General features: G+C 33.9%; 14 protein-coding genes, 2 pseudogenes and 2 riboswitches. All 16 genes and pseudogenes read left to right on the forward strand.

What is annotated here, in order from left to right:
• The first annotated feature begins 453 nt into the window (after window positions 1-453).
• The 16 genes and pseudogenes from groES to ACTCDL_RS04270 all read left to right on the forward strand — a co-directional run bounded on the left by groES (window position 454) and on the right by ACTCDL_RS04270 (window position 18,515).
• Window positions 454-741, forward strand: coding sequence for a co-chaperone GroES (gene groES, locus ACTCDL_RS04195; protein ID WP_463174277.1), 288 nt, complete (start codon window positions 454-456; stop codon window positions 739-741).
• A gap of 226 nt (window positions 742-967) precedes the next feature.
• On the forward strand, window positions 968-2,614 hold the full coding sequence (groL, locus tag ACTCDL_RS04200) for a chaperonin GroEL (protein ID WP_463174278.1): 1,647 nt from the start codon (window positions 968-970) through the stop codon (window positions 2,612-2,614).
• Between the two features lie 173 nt (window positions 2,615-2,787).
• Window positions 2,788-3,192, forward strand: coding sequence for a MerR family transcriptional regulator (locus tag ACTCDL_RS04205; RefSeq protein WP_463174280.1), 405 nt, complete (start codon window positions 2,788-2,790; stop codon window positions 3,190-3,192).
• A 413-nt stretch (window positions 3,193-3,605) separates the two neighbouring features.
• Entirely contained in the window at window positions 3,606-4,718 is a 1,113-nt protein-coding gene (locus tag ACTCDL_RS04210; protein ID WP_463174281.1) for an aldo/keto reductase, read from the forward strand.
• 155 nt (window positions 4,719-4,873) lie between these two features.
• Window positions 4,874-5,689: pseudogene (larE, locus tag ACTCDL_RS04215) on the forward strand (ATP-dependent sacrificial sulfur transferase LarE); the annotation flags it as partial.
• A gap of 22 nt (window positions 5,690-5,711) precedes the next feature.
• On the forward strand, window positions 5,712-6,482 hold the full coding sequence (larB, locus tag ACTCDL_RS04220) for a nickel pincer cofactor biosynthesis protein LarB (RefSeq protein ID WP_463174283.1): 771 nt from the start codon (window positions 5,712-5,714) through the stop codon (window positions 6,480-6,482).
• A 96-nt stretch (window positions 6,483-6,578) separates the two neighbouring features.
• Window positions 6,579-7,801 (forward strand): annotated as a pseudogene (gene larC / locus ACTCDL_RS04225) (nickel pincer cofactor biosynthesis protein LarC).
• Between the two features lie 96 nt (window positions 7,802-7,897).
• Entirely contained in the window at window positions 7,898-9,016 is a 1,119-nt protein-coding gene (locus ACTCDL_RS04230; RefSeq protein ID WP_463174284.1) for an aldo/keto reductase, read from the forward strand.
• Between the two features lie 339 nt (window positions 9,017-9,355).
• A complete protein-coding gene (gene nikR, locus ACTCDL_RS04235; RefSeq protein WP_463174285.1) occupies window positions 9,356-9,760 on the forward strand; it encodes a nickel-responsive transcriptional regulator NikR in 405 nt (134 codons plus the stop codon).
• 27 nt (window positions 9,761-9,787) lie between these two features.
• Window positions 9,788-10,438 carry an energy-coupling factor ABC transporter permease gene (locus ACTCDL_RS04240; RefSeq protein WP_463174286.1) on the forward strand — a complete coding sequence of 217 codons (651 nt, stop codon included), beginning with the start codon at window positions 9,788-9,790 and terminating at the stop codon, window positions 10,436-10,438.
• Window positions 10,439-10,442: 4 nt separating this feature from the next.
• Window positions 10,443-10,727 carry a PDGLE domain-containing protein gene (locus ACTCDL_RS04245; protein ID WP_463174288.1) on the forward strand — a complete coding sequence of 95 codons (285 nt, stop codon included), beginning with the start codon at window positions 10,443-10,445 and terminating at the stop codon, window positions 10,725-10,727.
• The gene (locus ACTCDL_RS04250) at window positions 10,717-11,310 is read left to right on the forward strand and encodes an energy-coupling factor transporter transmembrane component T family protein (RefSeq protein ID WP_463174289.1); all 594 of its coding nucleotides are present in this window, start codon (window positions 10,717-10,719) and stop codon (window positions 11,308-11,310) included. Before ACTCDL_RS04245 ends, ACTCDL_RS04250 begins: the two co-directional genes overlap by 11 nt.
• A 567-nt stretch (window positions 11,311-11,877) precedes the next feature.
• A complete protein-coding gene (locus ACTCDL_RS04255) occupies window positions 11,878-12,693 on the forward strand; it encodes an energy-coupling factor ABC transporter ATP-binding protein (protein WP_463174290.1) in 816 nt (271 codons plus the stop codon).
• A 102-nt stretch (window positions 12,694-12,795) separates the two neighbouring features.
• Window positions 12,796-12,897: riboswitch (purine riboswitch) on the forward strand.
• 139 nt (window positions 12,898-13,036) lie between these two features.
• Window positions 13,037-14,587 (forward strand): glutamine-hydrolyzing GMP synthase, encoded by a 1,551-nt coding sequence (guaA, locus tag ACTCDL_RS04260; RefSeq protein ID WP_463174291.1) that lies wholly within the window; start codon window positions 13,037-13,039, stop codon window positions 14,585-14,587.
• A 287-nt stretch (window positions 14,588-14,874) separates the two neighbouring features.
• Window positions 14,875-16,575 carry a methyl-accepting chemotaxis protein gene (locus ACTCDL_RS04265; protein WP_463174292.1) on the forward strand — a complete coding sequence of 567 codons (1,701 nt, stop codon included), beginning with the start codon at window positions 14,875-14,877 and terminating at the stop codon, window positions 16,573-16,575.
• 413 nt (window positions 16,576-16,988) lie between these two features.
• A riboswitch (purine riboswitch) is annotated at window positions 16,989-17,090 on the forward strand.
• 108 nt (window positions 17,091-17,198) lie between these two features.
• Window positions 17,199-18,515, forward strand: coding sequence for an NCS2 family permease (locus ACTCDL_RS04270; protein ID WP_463174293.1), 1,317 nt, complete (start codon window positions 17,199-17,201; stop codon window positions 18,513-18,515).
• Window positions 18,516-18,519 lie beyond the last annotated feature (4 nt).

An 18,519-nucleotide genomic window follows, 5' to 3' on the forward strand; every position in this document is an offset into this window, starting at 1 on the left:
TTTACTAGCCACAGGTTTCAACCTGTGGTGATGATGACATGTTACACTACGGGTTAAAACCCGTAGCTAAAACTTAAAGTGTCGCAATATATCCATTAACTATCACTAAAATTTAATTATAAGATTTCTTATTTAAATAAAAATATCCAGTATTTAATTTATAATTTTAAAGTATAAGTTGAGAAGTCATGGAGATAATAACTTACTGTGGCTAGTATAGAAGAAATATTGTTTAATAATAAATTAAATAGTTCTTTTATGAGATATAAGGATTTAATTTAAGCTAATCAGCTTAAATCCTCGAAAATAAATAGAAAAAAATCAAATTTAGACTTGATTTTATGGGAAAACTTAGTTATTATTAATTATGTAATGATTAGCACTCGAACTTAGTGAGTGCTAATAACAAAAAGTCATTCTATATTTAAATTACATACAAAGGGAGGGTTTTCAATGAATATTAAGCCTTTAGGCGACAGAGTAGTAATTAAAGCTGTAGAGAAAGAAGAAGTGACTAAGAGTGGTATTGTATTACCAGATAGTGCTAAGGAGAAACCTCAAGAGGGTGAAGTAGTAGCAGTAGGAGCAGGTAAAAAATTAGACAATGGAGAGGTTGCTGCTCCAGAGATTAAAGCTGGTGATATTGTTATTTATGGTAAGTTTGCTGGAACAGAGATCAAGCATGAAGGTCAAGAATACTTAATCTTAAGTGAAAAAGATATTTTAGCTGTAATAGAATAATAAATAATTCAACAATAATGTGAAATCTAAAAATAAGAATTATTTATTATTCACGAACAGTTTTGGGTTGTAAACTGTGAGGGATACATCAACAATAATTTAACTAAAATCAGAATATAAAAAAATATTTGTTATCCATGAGCAGTTTTGAATTACAAATTGTAAGGGATAAATATTAAGAAAAATTATTAATTATGATAAATAATTCAAGGAGGGTGACTACATAATGGCAAAGGAATTAAGATTTGGTGAAGAAGCACGCCGTAAATTAGAAACAGGTGTTAATAAGTTAGCTGATGCTGTAAAAGTAACTTTAGGACCAAAGGGGCGTAATGTAGTATTAGAGCAAGGTTTTGGTGCTCCATTAATCACAAATGATGGTGTAACTATTGCTAAGGAAATTGAATTAGAGGATTCTTATGAAAATATGGGAGCTCAGGTAGTTAAAGAAGTTGCTACAAATACAAATGATGTAGCAGGAGACGGAACAACTACTGCAACTGTATTGGCACAAGCTATTGTAAATGAAGGTATGAAGAATGTAGCTGCTGGTGCTAATCCAATGATTTTAAGAAAGGGAATTCAGAAAGCGGTTGAAGCTGCTGTTGCTAAGATTCAAGAAATCAGCAAGCCAATCGAAGATAGAGATTCTATTGCTCAAGTAGCTGCAATTTCTGCTGCTGATGAAGAGATTGGTGAATTAATCGCTAAAGCTATGGAAGAGGTAGGAAAAGATGGAGTTATTTCTGTTGAAGAGTCTAAAACTATGGGAACTGATCTTGAAGTAGTAGAAGGTATGCAATTTGATCGTGGTTACTTATCTCCATATATGGCAACTGACCAAGATCAAATGGTTGCAGATTTAGAAGATCCATATATCTTATTAACTGACCAAAAGATTAGCTCTATTAAAGATATGTTACCTGTATTAGAGCAGATTGCTCAACAGAATAAACCATTATTAATTGTTGCTGAAGATGTTGATGGTGAAGCATTAGCAACATTAGTAGTTAATAGTTTAAGAGGAACTTTTGAATGTGTAGCTGTTAAAGCTCCAGGATTTGGTGATAGAAGAAAAGCTATGCTAGAGGATCTTGCTACTTTAACTGGTGCTCAAGTAATCACTGAAGACTTAGGTTTAAGCCTAGAAAATGTTGATGTTACTATGTTAGGTAGTGCTAATAAAGTAAAGGTTACTAAAGATGATACTACTATTGTTGATGGTGCTGGAGAGCAAACTAATATTGAGCAAAGAGTATCTCAAATCCGTCAACAGATTGAGAATACAAATTCTGATTTTGATCGTGAAAAATTAGAAGAGAGATTAGCTAAGTTAGCAGGTGGAGTTGCAGTAATTAAAGTAGGTGCTGCTACAGAAACTGAACTTAAAGAGAGAAAATTAAGAATTGAAGATGCATTAAATGCTACTCGTGCTGCTGTTGAAGAAGGTATTGTAGCAGGTGGAGGAACTGCATTAATTGATGTATTATCTTCATTAGATGACTTAGATTTAGTAGGTGATGAAGCTACTGGTGTTGATATCATCAGAAGAGCATTAGAAGCTCCTGTAAGATTAATTGCTGATAATGCTGGATATGAAGGTGCTGTAATTGCTGAAAAGGTTAAAGAGAAAGAGGTTGGAATTGGATTTGATGCCTATAAAGGTGAATTTGTAGATATGGTTAAGGCTGGAATCGTTGACCCAGCTAAAGTAACTCGTTCTGCATTACAAAATGCTGCTAGTGCTGCTGCTATCTTATTAACTACTGAAACTGTAGTGATAGATAAGAAAGATGATGATAATGCTGGTGGCGGAATGCCAGGCGGAATGGGTGGAATGCCAGGAATGGGCGGAATGCCAGGAATGATGTAATCTAAATAAAGATTATATCTTATATATTTAAATTAATGAAGAAGGTCTCCAATTTTGGAGGCCTTTTTTATTTATATAGGCTTTTTAATAGAAATATTTTTAATAAACTATTGACTTAGAGTGAACTCTAATGTGTATAATATAATTAGAACTAAGTATCTGGAGGGAAATTAATGGAATATACAATTAGACAGGTGGCTGAAATGGTTGATTTGACGACTTATACACTTAGATATTATGAAAAAGAAGGTTTATTGCCATTTATTGAACGTAATGAACATGGTAATCGCATCTTTAAAGATAATGATATTGAATGGGTGCAGTTGGTCTGCTGTTTGCGAGATACAGGTATGCCTATTGCTGAGATAAAGGATTATGTTGATCTTTGTAGAGTTGGTGATGAAACGACTGAACAGCGAAGACAGATAATACTTGAGCATAAGCTGAAAGTAGAGCAGAAGATAGAGAAGATGAAGCAATCCTTAGTTAAAATTAATAAGAAGTTACAGTGTTATAATCATCTTAATACAACAGAAGAGACAGATATCTGTAATCCAAATTATAAGATAAACGATTGAAGAAGTAGTTATTTGATTTTATAGAGATTAACCTGTTAGTTTATATTTCTATTAGCATCCCTTACTAAATATAGGTTCGTGAGTCTAGAATAAAAATTTAACCATGACGTTATAGATAGATAGTGCGACACTTTTTATAATGGTAAATTTACTAGCCACAGGTTTCAACCTGTGGTGATGATGACATGTTACACTACGGGTTAAAACCCGTAGTTAAAACTTAAAGTGTCTCAATATACCAATTAAGTTTCATTTTGAATTCACATACCTATATCTCATTCTTAGTTTTGAGTTTAGTGTTTAATTAGATGTTGTTAGTGTAAAGAGAAATTAGATTATATTAGGTAATATTTAATCGGTTAGAGAGGCTCTTATTAAATATAAATTAAATAGAAAAAGGGTGATTAATAAAGATGATATATAAGGAATATGGTAAAACAGGTAAGAAATTATCGGCGTTAGGTTTTGGCGGAATGAGATTTGATACAAAAAATAGAAGTATTGAAGAGAATGCTCAGATTGTAAGAAGAGCATCTGAATTAGGGATTAATTATTTTGATACTGCTCCAGATTACTGTGATGATAAGAGTGAACTTATTTATGGAGAAGCCTTTAAAGATATGCCCAATGATTTTTATGTTTCTACTAAGAGTATGGTGACCAAGGATCCAACGGCTGATGATCTTCGTAAGCGAGTTGAGACTTCATTGAAGCGGATGAACGTTGATAAGATTGATTTTTTACATATGTGGTGTATTTTAGACTTAGATATGTATAGTAATGTAATAAAAAAAGGTGGACCTTATGAAGGGGCTTTAAAATTAAAAGAGGAAGGATTGATTGACCACCTTGTCTTTTCAACCCATGCCAATGGTGATGAGATTGTCCAGATAATCAATGATGACCTCTTCGAAGGGATATTACTAGGTTATAATGCTAGTAATTTTGCCTATCGTGAGAAAGGACTTAAAGCAGCTTATGAGAAGGGATTAGGAGTAGTAACCATGAATCCATTAGGTGGTGGGGTAATACCTCAGAATCCAGATTTCTATTCTTTTATTAAACAGAATCCAGAGGATAGTGTGGCTCAAGGAGCATTGAAGTTTAATATGGCTCATAAAGAGATTACTGTTACTCTAGCAGGAATTAATAATATTAAAGAACTAGAAGAGAATATAGCAGCGGCTAATTCTCTTGAGGAGATTAGTGATCAGAAGATTGAAGAGATCAAGTCCCATTTAAAAGAAGGCTTAGATAAGCTCTGTACAGGTTGTGGTTATTGTTTAGGCTGTCCTGTTGATATATATATCCCAGCTTATATGATGGCTTATAATGAAATGATTATAAATGATAATAAAGATATTCTTGGTGACAAAGTAAATGAAAGAAGAAATTGGGGACCATTAAAGAGTAGACCAGAGAGTAGAGCAGAAAATTGCATCGAGTGTGGATTGTGTGAAGAGCAATGTACCCAACATCTACCGATTATTGATCGCTTAAAAGAATGTGCTCCGGTAGAGAAGTAATAGTTGATAGCCTGTAGACTCTGTTGACTAGCTTTATTGGTATAACAATTGATACAATATAGAGATATTACGACACTTTTTATAATGATAAATTTACTAGCCACAGGTTTCAACCTGTGGAGATGATGACATGTTACACTACGGGTTAAAACCCAGAGAAATATACCAAGTTAAAAGAGATTATTAAGAATTTAGACAGTGTGGCTATAGCATTTTCGGGAGGAGTAGATAGTACCTTTTTAAGTAAGGTTGCTTATGATGTTTTAGGGGAGAGGGCTCTTGCAGTTACTGCTAGATCTTCAACCTACCCAGAAAGAGAGTTTAAAGAGGCCAAAGAGTTAGCAGAACAAATTGGGATCAAACAGATAGTTATTGTATCAGAAGAGACAGATATTGATGGTTTTGCTAAGAACCCACCTAATAGATGTTATTATTGTAAGCATGAATTATTTACTAAAGTAGAGGAAGTAGCTAAAGAGCATGGGATTAAGTATGTACTTGATGGGTCTAATTTAGATGATGTTGGAGATTTTCGACCTGGGATGAAGGCTGCAGTAGATTTAGAGGTAGTCAGTCCTTTAAAGGATGCGGAGTTTACTAAAGATGATATTAGAGCAGTATCTAAAGAATTAGGGCTTCCAACTTGGGATAAGCCAGCCTTTGCTTGTCTATCCTCTAGATTTCCTTATGGAGAAGAGATAAATGAGAGCAAACTATCTATGGTTGAACAGGCAGAAGATTACCTAAGAGATTTGGATCTCAAACAGTTAAGGGTTAGGCACCATGGTGAGATTGCTAGAATCGAAGTTGCACCAGAGGAGAGAGAGAAATTCTTCAGCTTAGATAAAATGGATGAAATCGCTAATAAATTAAAAGAGATTGGCTTTACCTATGTGACTTTAGATTTAGCTGGTTATAGAACAGGTAGTATGAATGAGGTATTAAGTAAAGAAGAGATGGTTATTGATTAAAGAGTAAAGGAGGTATTAATAATTGAAGAAAGAAGATATTAAATCAATTTTAGAAGGTATAAAAGATGGCAATTTATCAATAGATAATGCTATGGCTAAATTGAATGATTTACCCTTTGAAGATTTGGGATATGCCAAAATAGATCATCATCGTGGGTTGAGAAATGGTTATCCTGAAGTGATCTATTGTGAAGGTAAGTCGGTAGAACATATCAAAGGGATAGTAGCTAAGATGTTAGAGAGAAATAATAATGTTCTTGCTACTAGAGCCAATGAAGAGATTTATGAAGGCTTAAAAGATATTACTCAGGATTTGGAGTATTATAGTGCTGCACGAATTATTGTAGTTAAACAGCGAGAGATAGAAAAGACTGAAAGTAAGATACTAGTAGTAACAGGTGGAACTTCTGATATACCAGTAGCTGAGGAAGCAGCAATTACAGCAGAGGTAATGGGTAATAGTGTAGAACGACTCTATGATGTAGGAGTAGCTGGAATACATAGACTCTTATCCAATCGTGATAAGTTAAATGAAGCCAGTGTAATTATAACTGTAGCTGGTATGGAAGGTGCCTTAGCAAGTGTAGTAGGAGGATTGGTCGATAAGCCAGTCATAGCTGTACCGACAAGTGTTGGCTATGGTGCCCACTTTAATGGTTTAGCCACTTTATTAGCCATGTTAAATAGCTGTGCTAGTGGAATTGGAGTAGTAAATATCGATAATGGTTTTGGAGCAGCTTATCTAGCTAGTAGTATCAATCAACAATTGGAAAGAGCAATGAAAAAAAGATAAATTTACAATTAACAATGTACAGTGTACAATTAAAAATCAAATTCTTAATTGTAAATTATCAATTGTACATTGTACACTCAAAAAGGGGTGTTAATTATGAGTAGGATACTATACTTTGATTGTTTATCAGGAATTAGTGGAGATATGACTATTGGAGCTTTACTGGATTTAGGTATAGATCAAGAGTCATTTTTAGAAGAGTTAAATAAAATAGGTATAGATGGTTATGAATTAGAGATTAAAAAGGGACAGAAAAATGGAATTACAGGAACTGATTTTGATGTTATTATAAAGCACAATCATCATCATGCCCATTCAGATAATCATACTCATGAACATCATCACCACCATCATCATAAGCATAGAAATCTTGCTGATATAGAAGAGATAATTGATAATAGTAGCCTTAAGGCTAGTGTTAAAGATTTAAGTAAAAGAATCTTTAAATTAGTAGCTGAAGCAGAGGCAAAGATACATAATAAAAGTCTAGCAGAAGTACATTTTCATGAGGTAGGTGCTATTGATTCGATTGTAGATATAGTTGGGGCAGCTATCTGTATAGATTTATTGGATATAGATGAGATTTATTCTGCTCCCCTGCATTTAGGTACAGGTTTTGTAAAGTGTGCCCATGGAAATATCCCAGTACCTGCTCCAGCAACCTTAGAGATATTAGCAGGTGTTCCTGTTTACTCTAAAGGGATAGAGAGTGAACTGGTTACTCCAACAGGAGCTGCTATTATTAAGACTTTGGCTAAAGAGTTTAAGCCACTGCCAGAGATGAGTATTGAGAAGGTGGGTTATGGTTTAGGTAAGAAAGATTTAGAAATTACTAATGTCTTGAGAGTAGTCTTAGGTAAAAAAAAAGTAAAGAGAATCTAGTAATATTAGAGACTAATATCGATGATATGAATCCAGAGATTTATTCTCATCTATTTCCTCTAGTCTTTAAAGAAGGTGCTTTGGACTTCTACCTAAGCAATATCATTATGAAAAAGAACCGTCCAGGAATTAAGCTGAGTCTGTTGTGCCACAAGATAGATGTGAAGAAGTTTGAAGAGATTTTATTTAGAGAAACTACAACCTTGGGAATTAGAAAATATAATCTAGACCGTGAAAAGTTAACTAGAAAGTTTGTTAAAGTTGATAGTCAGTTTGGTGAAGTAACTATGAAGGTTGCTTATCAGAATGGTGAAGTGTTGAAATATGCTCCAGAATATGATGAGTGCCAGAGGATAGCTACAGAATACAATCTCCCAATTAAAAAAGTCTATCAAATAATAATAGATAATTATAAAAGTAGTCAAAAGAAGGTCTGATGGTCTTACCCTATAGAGCATAAGCTAAAATTGTTTAGCTAGTTAAGTCAAATTAAGAAATTTTAGATTATAATATCATAGGGAGGATGATTGATTGTGGAAAAGAGAGTTTTAGGTAGAACTGGTTTGGAGGTTAGTCTGCTGGGATTTGGTGGCTTTCATTTATTAGAGATTCCTACTGAGAAAGCAAGAAGTCTCTTAAATTATTACTTAGATCAAGGTGGAAATTATATTGAGACAGCTGCTGATTATGGTGATGGTGAGTCAGAAAGAAAGATAGGTGGAGTTATTGCCCAAAGGCGAGATGAGCTTGTATTAGCTACCAAAACCAGCTCCAGAGATAAAGGAGGAGCTAAGGCCGATATAGAAAGAAGTATGAAGAATTTACAGACTGATTACTTAGACTTGATATTTATGCATGCTGTAGGAACTCATGAAGAATTGAAGGAGATCTTAAATCCTGGTGGGGCTATGGAAGCTGTTAGAGAATTGCAAAAGGCAGGAAAGATTGGTTATGTAGCTATCTCGATGCATGGTCAACCTGACACATTAATTGAAGCTATTAAAACTGATGAATTTGATGTAGTAATGGCTACTTTAAATTACTTTGACCGTTTTAACTTTCCGAAATTAGAAGGGGAATTAATTCCTTTGGCTCAAGAAAATAACATAGGATTGATCTGTATGAAGCCAATTGCTGATGGTTTCTTATGGCGTTCTGCCAAGCAGGCTTTTAGATATTCCTTCTCCTTACCTGTCTCTATGGTAGTTACAGGGATGAATAGTGAAGAGATGGTGAAGGTGGATATCGACTTTGCTAATAACTTTGTTCAAATGACCCAAGAGGAGAAAGAAAAGCTATTTAAAGAAGCTTCAGAGCTAGGAAATTATATCTGTCGCCAATGTGGAAGCTGTGATGACGTCTGTCCCGAAGGAGTTAATATTCGAGAAATTTTCAAGTTAGAAGGTTATTATGATCGCCAAATGCGTGATGGTAAGCCACGTAATCCAGCAGATTTTGCTTTGCGTGATAGATTGAGATTCTGGTTTGGCAATCAAGAGATGGCTAAGGATTTATATAAGCAGATAGAGATTAAAGCTAACCGCTGTACTGAATGTGGAAAGTGTCTAAATGTTTGCCCTTATAATCTACCAATGATCGATAAACTGAAGATGAGTCATTATAAATTGGGGGCAGATAATAGTCTATTTTAAATAGAAAAATGTTGGGGGATATCCTCCAACATTTTTTAATTAGTAAGGATATTATGCTTTGTAATATTTTGAAGATAACTTATTCAAAAGATTAAAAAGTAGCAACGAATTGACGCGAATAACACGAATTAACATCTAAAACCTAAATTAGATTTTAAAAATATTTTTATCTAAATTCGCGTAAATTAGTAAGATTTGTTGCAAAAAATATTTGATTTATTTTTTAGTTTTAAGCAGGAGAAAAATATCAACTATCTAAATAATAACTAGTAACACGAAAATTAAATTTGTGCTACTAAACTCTAGGGGGCTATAATATAATTAGATAAGAGGTGAGTTATGTCGGAGTTAGTACGGTTTGGGGTTTCTATTGAGGATGAATTATTAGAGAAATTTGATGAGATGATAGAAGGTAGCTATAATAATCGTTCTGAAGCGATTAGAGATTTAATTAGAGATAAGATTATTGAAGAGAAGTGCCAAGCTAGTGAGGAAGAGGCAGTAGGTTCGCTCACCTTAATCTACAATCATCACCAGCGGGGCTTAACAGATAAAATGTTAAAGTTACAGCATGATTATCATCATTTATTTAAGTCCAATCTCCATCTTCATCTGTCCCATGATTATTGTTTAGAGGTTATTGTAGTAGAGGGAAAGACTAAAGAGATTGAGGAGATATCCAAGAAATTGATTGCTTTAAAAGGGATTAAGCATGGAAAGTTAACTCTTACTACAATTGAATAATTTTAAAGATAAATAAGGAGTGAGAAAATGCATATACCTGATGGATTTTTGGATTTAAAGACTTGTGTAGGAACTTATCTGGCTACAGCGGGAGCTTTGAAGTTGAGTTTAGATAAGTTAAAGAACAATTTTGCTGAGGAGAAGATTCCATTACTAGGTTTATTAGGAGCTTTTATCTTTGCAGCGCAGATGATTAACCTGCCAATTGCTGCTGGTACTTCTGGTCACTTATTAGGTGGGGTATTGGCGATGCTGGTAGTTGGTCCTTGGGCTGCAACCATAGTAATTACTGCTATCTTAGTGATTCAGGCTATCTTCTTTATGGATGGTGGGATTACTGTATTAGGGGCCAATATCTTTAATATGGCTGTGGTTCAAGTCTTTGCGGGATATGGGCTTTATATTGTTTTGCAGAGGATAACTAAATCTGCTAAGATGAGTGTGTTTTTAGCAGCATTGTTGGCAACTGTGATCTCAGCGGGTGTTGCAGCATTGGAATTGGCTATCTCTGGAACTATTGCTTTGGATTTAGTCTTACCTGCTATGATAGGATGGCACCTTTTGGTAGGTTTGATTGAAGGGGTAATTACTGTCCTAATAGTAAGTTATTTAGAACGGGTTATTCCCAATCGATTAGAGCTGTTAAATTATAGGGTAGGTGATTGTGGTGTTCACTAAGAAAGTGTTCTTGTGGATTGTTGGAGTTATCTTATTATTAGCTTTTTTTAACTCCATTTTAGCTTCCTCACAGCCTGATGGTTTGGAAAGGGTGGCAGAAGATTTGGGTTTTATCAATTATGCTAAAGATAGTTTTTCGATATTCTCTGATTATCAGTTGCCGATAGGAGATGGCGTAGTTGCTACAGGATTTGCAGGAATTTTAGGTGTAGGACTTACATATATGGCTCTAACTTTGCTTGCTAAAGTGATTATAAATCAGAAGGTAGTCAAGCAAGATGAGAATTAAGGCTAAGAATAGATTGCTTAGCTATTTAATAGGAGTCATACTAATTTTACAAATTAGTAGTTTAGGATTATTAATTGGATTATTTACTGCAATGATTATGATAGCTTTTTGTAATAAATCATTCAAGAAGGTATGGCAAAGGTTTTATTTTGCTATACCTTTTTTCCTTACAATTATAATTTTAGGATTCTTTCATGAGCAGGGCTGGCAATTTGCTATTCATTTGAGTTTGAAATTCTTAATAATTATTATATTCAATATTAATCTCTTAGGTAGTTTTAATGAAAATAACTTGATTTTAGCGATGAAAGAATTGAAGACTCCTAACTTGCTGATAGTGACAATCTTCTTCATCTTTAGGTATCATAAAACCTTTAAGAGAGAGGTGAATAAATTTATTCTAGCCCGTAGATTACGAGGAAGAATGGTAGAGAAGAAATTTTCTATAAAAGAGTACTCTGTACTGGCAGAAAGCATTGGGGCTGGAGTAGTTCGTTCGATTGATAAGAGTGATAAAGTTTATCAAGCGATGAAGCTAAGAGGGCTAAATACTGAAACGTTGATTGCGAAGGAAGAGGAATAATTATAAAGATTCAGGTCTATAGTTAAATTTGAATGTGGTGTAATATAGAAATAATGCGACACTTTTTACCTCAGTGTATAGTTGATAATTGATAGTTAAGACCTTAAGGGTTTTAGAAACGTAAGCGGTCTTCGAGTTATAATCTAATACTATTTTAAATTCAAGGACTTTAAATAAATTCAATATTTCTTATATAGTTTTAGCGTGTTTCGTTGGGAAAGTAAGCGGTATATTAGATGATTGCTAATTCATAATATAATTATAAAATTTATTTGATCATTCTAATCTTAGTTTGTAAATACTAGCGTTTTCCCGGTCTTAAAATGATTTTTTGGTTACTTTTTTATCTATGGAGCTTTGAAGGAAGTGTTCTTCTTCCTGAATGATACCTGTGGTAAAAAAGGTAACTCGCCCTTTAGGCGAAACCTAAACTAAGATAAAGCAGAGTTTTTGATAAAAACTCAAAGATAAGATATTCCTTAGAACATAAAATAGAAAAAGTGTCGTAATATACCTAGTAAGTTCAACTCTAAAGTTACAAAAATATAATATTTTAGGAGGAAATCTGTGAAAGCAAATAAAGAAGTAATCTTAGAAGTGAATAAATTGAACTTCTCTTATGAGGATAAGCCATTTTTAAAGGATATTTCCTTCTCTATTAATAAAAATCAGCCTACTATATTTCTAGGAGCAAATGGTGCTGGGAAATCAACCTTATTCTTTAATCTGTTAAGAGTTTATTCTCCAGACAGTGGAGAGGTTCTTTTTAAAGGAGAGGATTTATCTAAGATAGATGAGAATATTATCCGCCAGAAGATGGCTTATCTCTTTCAAAATCCTGATGACCAGGTCTTTGCTCCAACAGTAGAAGAGGATATCTTATTTGGGCCTAGGCAATTTGGGTTATCTAAAGATAAAACCGAGAGTAAGTTAACAGAACTGGTGAATTTATTAAAGCTAGAAGACCTTTTAAAGAAGAATCCTCATCATTTAAGTTATGGAGAGAAGAGAAGAGTTGCCTTGGCTGGAGTTCTAATAATGGAGCCTGAAATAATCTTTTTAGATGAACCTTTAGCTTTTTTAGATCCCTTAGGATCTCAAACTTTAATCGAAATACTAGACAGGCTTATTGCAGAAGGTAAGACGATAGTTATAGCTACCCATGATTTGAATTTTGCGGCTGAATGGGGAGAGAAATTTATAATTTTAGATGATGGTGAAGTGGCTGCTCAAGGAGGAAGAGAAGTGTTAAAAGATGGTATTGAATCTTTTGATAATGTTCTACCTATAGTGGCTCAATTATTTAAAGGATTAGTAGTAGATAAAGAGTTGCCTGTTAGTGTTGGGGAGGGGCATGAATTATTAAAAAAATTACTAAAATAACTTCGATTAGTTTAAAAGAGTATAATTTTAGTAAAAATATTTTTAATCTTGACAAGAGATTCAATGTAACTTATACTACAAGGTGTGAAGCTAACAATGTAATAATAAATTTTATTTTAATTTCGTATAATTTCGGGAATAAGGCTCGATAGTTTCTACCGACTAACCGTAAATTAGTCGACTACGGGATATAGTTATATTGGTATACAATATTGATTATGATAATATCAATCTATCACTATATCTCAAGTTGTAATCTTTATTTTTAGATTATGATTTGGGATTTTTACTTATATAGTCAACTTTATAGTATCATATTAATAAAATTTTAGGAGGGAATTTAATGAGCCAGAATAGAAATCATGAATTGATTTTGGTATTAGATTTTGGGGCACAGTATAGTAAACTGATTGCTCGCAGGGTCAGAGAATGTAATGTTTATTCTGAGGTTTTACCTTATAATGTTTCAGTGGATAGGATTAAGGAGTTAAATCCAAAGGGGATTATCTTCTCAGGCGGACCAGCTAGTGTATATGTAGAGGATGCTCCTTATGTAGATGAAGAGATATTTGAATTAGGTGTACCGATTTTTGGTATCTGTTATGGAATGCAAATCATGTGCCATACCCTTCCTGGAGGAAAGGTAGAAAGAGCTGAAAGCCGTGAATATGGTCGGGCAATGATGAATGTTAAAAATGAGATGGATATCTTTAGTGATTTAGGTAAAGAGCTTGAGTGTTGGATGAGCCACGGTGATAGAGTAACACAAGTACCTAAAGGTTTTGAGATAATCGGTTATACAGAGAACTCTCCAGCAGCAGCTGTAGGGAATCAAGATAAAGGATTTTATGGGGTTCAATTCCACCCAGAGGTAGTACATACTCCAAGAGGAACGGAGATAATCAATAATTTCTTGTATAATGTATGTAAGTGCCAAGGGGATTGGACAACCACTAATTATATCGAAGAAACTGTTGCGGAGATCAAGGAAAGAGTAGGCGATGCTCAGGTTATCTGTGGATTATCTGGTGGAGTAGATTCTTCGGTTGCTGCAGCTTTAGTCCATAAAGCAATTGGAGATCAATTGACCTGTATCTTTGTAGACCATGGTCTATTAAGAAAGGATGAAGGGCAAGAAGTAGAAGAGACCTTTACTAAAGAGTTTGATATGAATCTAGTCTATGTCAATGCACAAGAGAGGTTCTTATCTAAGCTAGCAGGAGTGGCAGATCCAGAAGAGAAGCGTAAAATTATAGGTAATGAGTTTATTAGAGTATTTGAAGAAGAGTCGGCTAAGGTTGGCAAAGCTAAGTATTTGGTACAGGGAACTATCTACTCTGATGTAATTGAAAGTGGAGGTAGTGAAGGTGCTTCTACAATTAAAAGTCACCACAATGTAGGTGGATTACCAGAGGATATGGAATTCAAACTGATTGAACCATTAAGAGAGTTATTTAAAGATGAGGTACGTGAAGTAGGTTCAGAGCTAGGTTTACCTGATGAGATTGTTTGGAGACAACCCTTCCCAGGTCCTGGTTTAGGAATCAGAGTTTTAGGAGAAGTAACAGAGGATAAACTAGAGATTTTAAAAGAGGCAGATTATATCTATAGAGATGAGATTAAAAAGGCTGGTTTAGGTAGAGAGATTTGGCAGTATTTTGCTGTACTACCTCCGATGCGTAGTGTAGGTGTGATGGGGGATGGACGTACTTATTGTTATACAATCGGCTTAAGAGCTGTTAAAAGTAAGGATGCTATGACTGCTGATTGGGCTAGAATTCCTTATGAAGTATTAGAGAAGATATCTACTAGAATTACCAATGAAGTGACCCAAGTAAATAGGGTAGTTTATGATATAACTTCCAAACCACCTGCAACCATAGAGTGGGAATAAAAAATGAGCCGAGAGGCTCATTTTTTATTCCACGAAGAGTTTTTATGTTTTTAAAAACTCGAAGGGGTTCATTAAAGCCGAGAGGCTCATTTCTCATTTGAAAAATATATACATTTTTTAAGAAACTATACTCTAGATTTTAATTATTACTAAATTAATTATATTTTTGCAGGTGATTGATAAGAACTTATAGAATTATTAATAATATTAATTGGACTTATTATTTTAGCTGGAACTATTTATTTTTTAGTAATTTATTTTAAGACAGACAAAGGGAGGCTTAATCTATGAATTTAATTAAAAAGACATCTTTAAAGAAGAAGTTAGTAGCTATGATTATTGCTAGTATAGTGCTATTATTGGGAGCAACTTTAATTGTAGTAAAAGTTGTAGTCACTGATAAGGCTAAAGATGTAGCAGTTAATAAGGTCAAGACAGATTTAGCCACAGGTTATGATATTATTGAACAGAGATTTCCAGGTGATTGGCGTCTTGAAGGTGATAAGCTCTACAAGGGTGAAGTATTGATGAATAATAACTTTGCTATTGTAGACCATATTGGTGAATTAACTAATGATACTGTAACTATCTTTGCTAAAAATAAAAGGGTAGCTACCAATGTTAAAAAAAATGGCAAAAGGGTAGTTGGTACTTTAGTCTCTGAAGAAGTGGAAAGGAAAGTGTTAGAAGAAGGTAGAGATTATTATGGAGAAGCAAATGTGGTAGGTCATCTTTATCAGACTGGTTATACCCCTATTAAAAACGCTCAAGGAGAGATTATAGGGATTTGGTATGTAGGAGCTTCTAAGGAATTCGTTAATCAGATGATTTCTGAAGTCTTTAATAAGGTATTAATCTTTAGTTCTATTGTTTCTTTATTAATTATAATCTCTTTTTATTTTATTGCACTTAAACTATCTAGTCCAATGATAGAAGCAGCTACATTTGCTAATCAGATTGCTCAAGGTAATTTAGAGCTAGAAAGCTTGGAGATAAAGTCTGAGGATGAAATAGGTCAATTAAGAAGGTCACTTAATAATATGCTTGCTAATTTAACAGATATGGTAATTAATATTAGTGAATCTGTTGAGAATTTAACAGCTTCTAGTGAAGAGTTATCAGCAGCAGGAGATCAGATGGGTGAAGGTGCAGACCAAATCACCAAATCTGTCGTAGAGATAGCTACTGGGGCTGAGGAAAATTCTGACCAGATAGAGAAGATATCTAGTAGTATGGGTGAGTTAAATCTAGAGATTGAAAGTATTGAAAATAAAACTAAGGATATGAATCAAATTTCTGATAATGTCTTAGAGGATGTAAAGTTAGGAAACCAAGCTATTGATCATTCTATCCAAATGATTAATAGAATGAAGACCAGTGCTCAAGATGTCTCTGGAATTATCTTTGCTTTAGGTGAAAATTCTAAAGAGATTGATGAGATAGTAAATTTAATAGGTAGTGTAGCAGAGCAGACCAATTTATTGGCTTTAAATGCAGCAATTGAAGCAGCAAGGGCTGGAGAGCATGGGCGTGGTTTTGCTGTTGTAGCTGATGAAATCAGGGAGTTAGCTGAGGAATCCTCAGTAGCTACAAGTAATATAGCTAAGTTGATTAGAAATATTCAAAGTCAAGTAGATAAGGCTGTTGAACAGATGAAAAATAGTGAAGGGGTAGTTAGTGATAGTGTTGAATCTATTGAGGAGACTGGTGATAGATTCAAGGATATTAAAGAGATTGCTCTGGAATTAAGTCAGGTTATTCAGAGTGTAACCTCTCATATTGATAGTATGAATATCAAGAGTCATGATATTAAAGGTTCTATTGACAACATAGCTTCTGTAACTGAGGAGTTTGCAGCTAATACTGAAGAGGTCTCTGCTTCTAGTCAACAGCAATCTGCTATTACCCAAGAGATTGTCAGTTCTTCACAGGAATTAGCAATTATGTCTACTGATTTATCTAAATTAGTAGATAAATTTAAATTTTAATTAGCAAATTTAGAATGAAAATTAAATATGATGTTATAGAGAGATATTACGACACTTTCGTGTCGGGAATCAGGAATCTGGAACCAGTGTTTATAATTGATTCCTGACTACTGATTCCAGATTCCAAAAAAATATCATACTATCTTTCTATTATTTCACTCTAAAGTTGGATGGCTATAGTCATGTAGATAAATCAGTTAATTATAGGTTTGAAATGACTATACTAGTAGATAGCACCTTTTTAAGAGAATAATCATACAAAATAGTTAAACACGAACAAAATAAATAAATAAAATAAAAATATTAGTTTTTTCTTGAAGATGATTTAGATTTGTGTTAATATTACAATGTAAATATAAGATATGATTAAACCTATCAACGTTAAGTTGATTTTTATATCAATGATATCAATAAAATAAAAGTATAAGTAATTCCGTATAATATCAGGGATAGGGCCTGAAAGTTTCTACCGATTAGCCGTAAACTAGTCGACTACGGGATGTTGATGTTAGTTTTAAACTACATCTTTTATCCCAAGTCACTAATTCTACATGGAATTATGTCTTGGGAATTTTTTTGTTTTTAATTCTAATAAAATATCTTAATTGTAGGAGGGAACTTTAATGGCTAGTTTTTTAGAAAGAGTTTTTAAGTTATCAGAGAACAAGACAAGTATCAAGACAGAAGTTGTTGCTGGAATTACTACTTTTATGACAATGGCTTATATTATCTTTGTAAATCCAAATATCGTTAAGGCTACAGGAATGCCTTTTGAGGCGGTAATGATTGCTACAGCTATCTCAGCGGCTTTCGCTACTTTATGTATGGCCTTTTTATCGAATTATCCGTTTGCTTTAGCTCCAGGTATGGGACTTAATGCTTACTTTACCTATACTGTTGTATTAGGGATGGGACTTACTTGGCAAGAGGCTTTAGGGGCTGTATTCATCTCTGGGGTTATTTTCTTATTGCTAACATTGACTAAGGTAAGACAAACGATTATTAATGCGATGCCAAATACATTAAAATCAGCAGTAAGTGCTGGTATTGGGTTATTTATTGCATTTATAGGTATGCAAAATGCAGGAGTTGTTGTAAATAGTGATGCAACTTTAGTTACTTTAGGTAACTTAACAAATCCTAGTGCTATCTTAGCTATATTAGGGATTATTATAACAGGATTATTGATGGCTAAGGAAGTAAAAGGGAGTATCCTATGGGGAATTATTATCATCACTATCTTAGCTATTCCTTTTGGAGTAGCAGAGATGCCTCAAAAGATTTTTGAAGTGCCACAATTATCTACTTGGTCTCCAGTATTATTTAAAGCTGATGTTGCTGGAGCATGGGCTAAAGGTGTTTTAACAATAGTATTTGCATTCTTATTTGTAGATTTATTTGATACAGCAGGAACTTTAGTAGGTGTAAGTCAGCAGGCAGGATTCTTGGATGAAGATGGTAATTTACCTAAGGTAGAGAGAGCATTGCTGGCAGATTCAGTGGGGACAATTGCTGGTTCTATGATGGGAACCCCAACTGTTACTACCTATGTTGAATCGGCTTCTGGGGTAGCCCAAGGTGGTAGAACAGGTTTAACGGGTGTTGTTATTTCAATCTGTTTCTTATTATCAATCTTTTTTACTCCTGTAATTGCAATTGTACCAGCAGCTGCTACAGCACCTGCATTGATTATTGTAGGTTCATTAATGTTAAGAAATGCTGTAGATATTGAGTGGGAAAATGTTGCTGAGAGTTTACCAGCCTTTGTTACAATCATTGCAATGCCTTTTACCTATTCAATTGCAACAGGTATTTCTTTAGGATTTATTTTATATCCTATTGTTAAGTTATTTCACGGTGAAGGAAAAGATGTTCATTGGGTTGTATATTTATTAGGTCTATTATTTATTCTTAAATATGTCTTTTTAGGAGCAGCTTAATTTA

The organism is Orenia sp., assembly GCF_055140805.1.

What these genes read in the sequence shown, in the direction of transcription:
- groES (WP_463174277.1), top strand. Translation starts at nt 454, where the DNA reads ATGAATATTAAGCCTTTAGGCGACAGAGTAGTAATTAAAGCTGTAGAG.
- groL (WP_463174278.1), top strand. Translation starts at nt 968, where the DNA reads ATGGCAAAGGAATTAAGATTTGGTGAAGAAGCACGCCGTAAATTAGAA.
- ACTCDL_RS04205 (WP_463174280.1), top strand. Translation starts at nt 2,788, where the DNA reads ATGGAATATACAATTAGACAGGTGGCTGAAATGGTTGATTTGACGACT.
- ACTCDL_RS04210 (WP_463174281.1), top strand. Translation starts at nt 3,606, where the DNA reads ATGATATATAAGGAATATGGTAAAACAGGTAAGAAATTATCGGCGTTA.
- nikR (WP_463174285.1), top strand. Translation starts at nt 9,356, where the DNA reads ATGTCGGAGTTAGTACGGTTTGGGGTTTCTATTGAGGATGAATTATTA.
- ACTCDL_RS04240 (WP_463174286.1), top strand. Translation starts at nt 9,788, where the DNA reads ATGCATATACCTGATGGATTTTTGGATTTAAAGACTTGTGTAGGAACT.
- ACTCDL_RS04250 (WP_463174289.1), top strand. Translation starts at nt 10,717, where the DNA reads ATGAGAATTAAGGCTAAGAATAGATTGCTTAGCTATTTAATAGGAGTC.
- guaA (WP_463174291.1), top strand. Translation starts at nt 13,037, where the DNA reads ATGAGCCAGAATAGAAATCATGAATTGATTTTGGTATTAGATTTTGGG.
- ACTCDL_RS04265 (WP_463174292.1), top strand. Translation starts at nt 14,875, where the DNA reads ATGAATTTAATTAAAAAGACATCTTTAAAGAAGAAGTTAGTAGCTATG.
- ACTCDL_RS04270 (WP_463174293.1), top strand. Translation starts at nt 17,199, where the DNA reads ATGGCTAGTTTTTTAGAAAGAGTTTTTAAGTTATCAGAGAACAAGACA.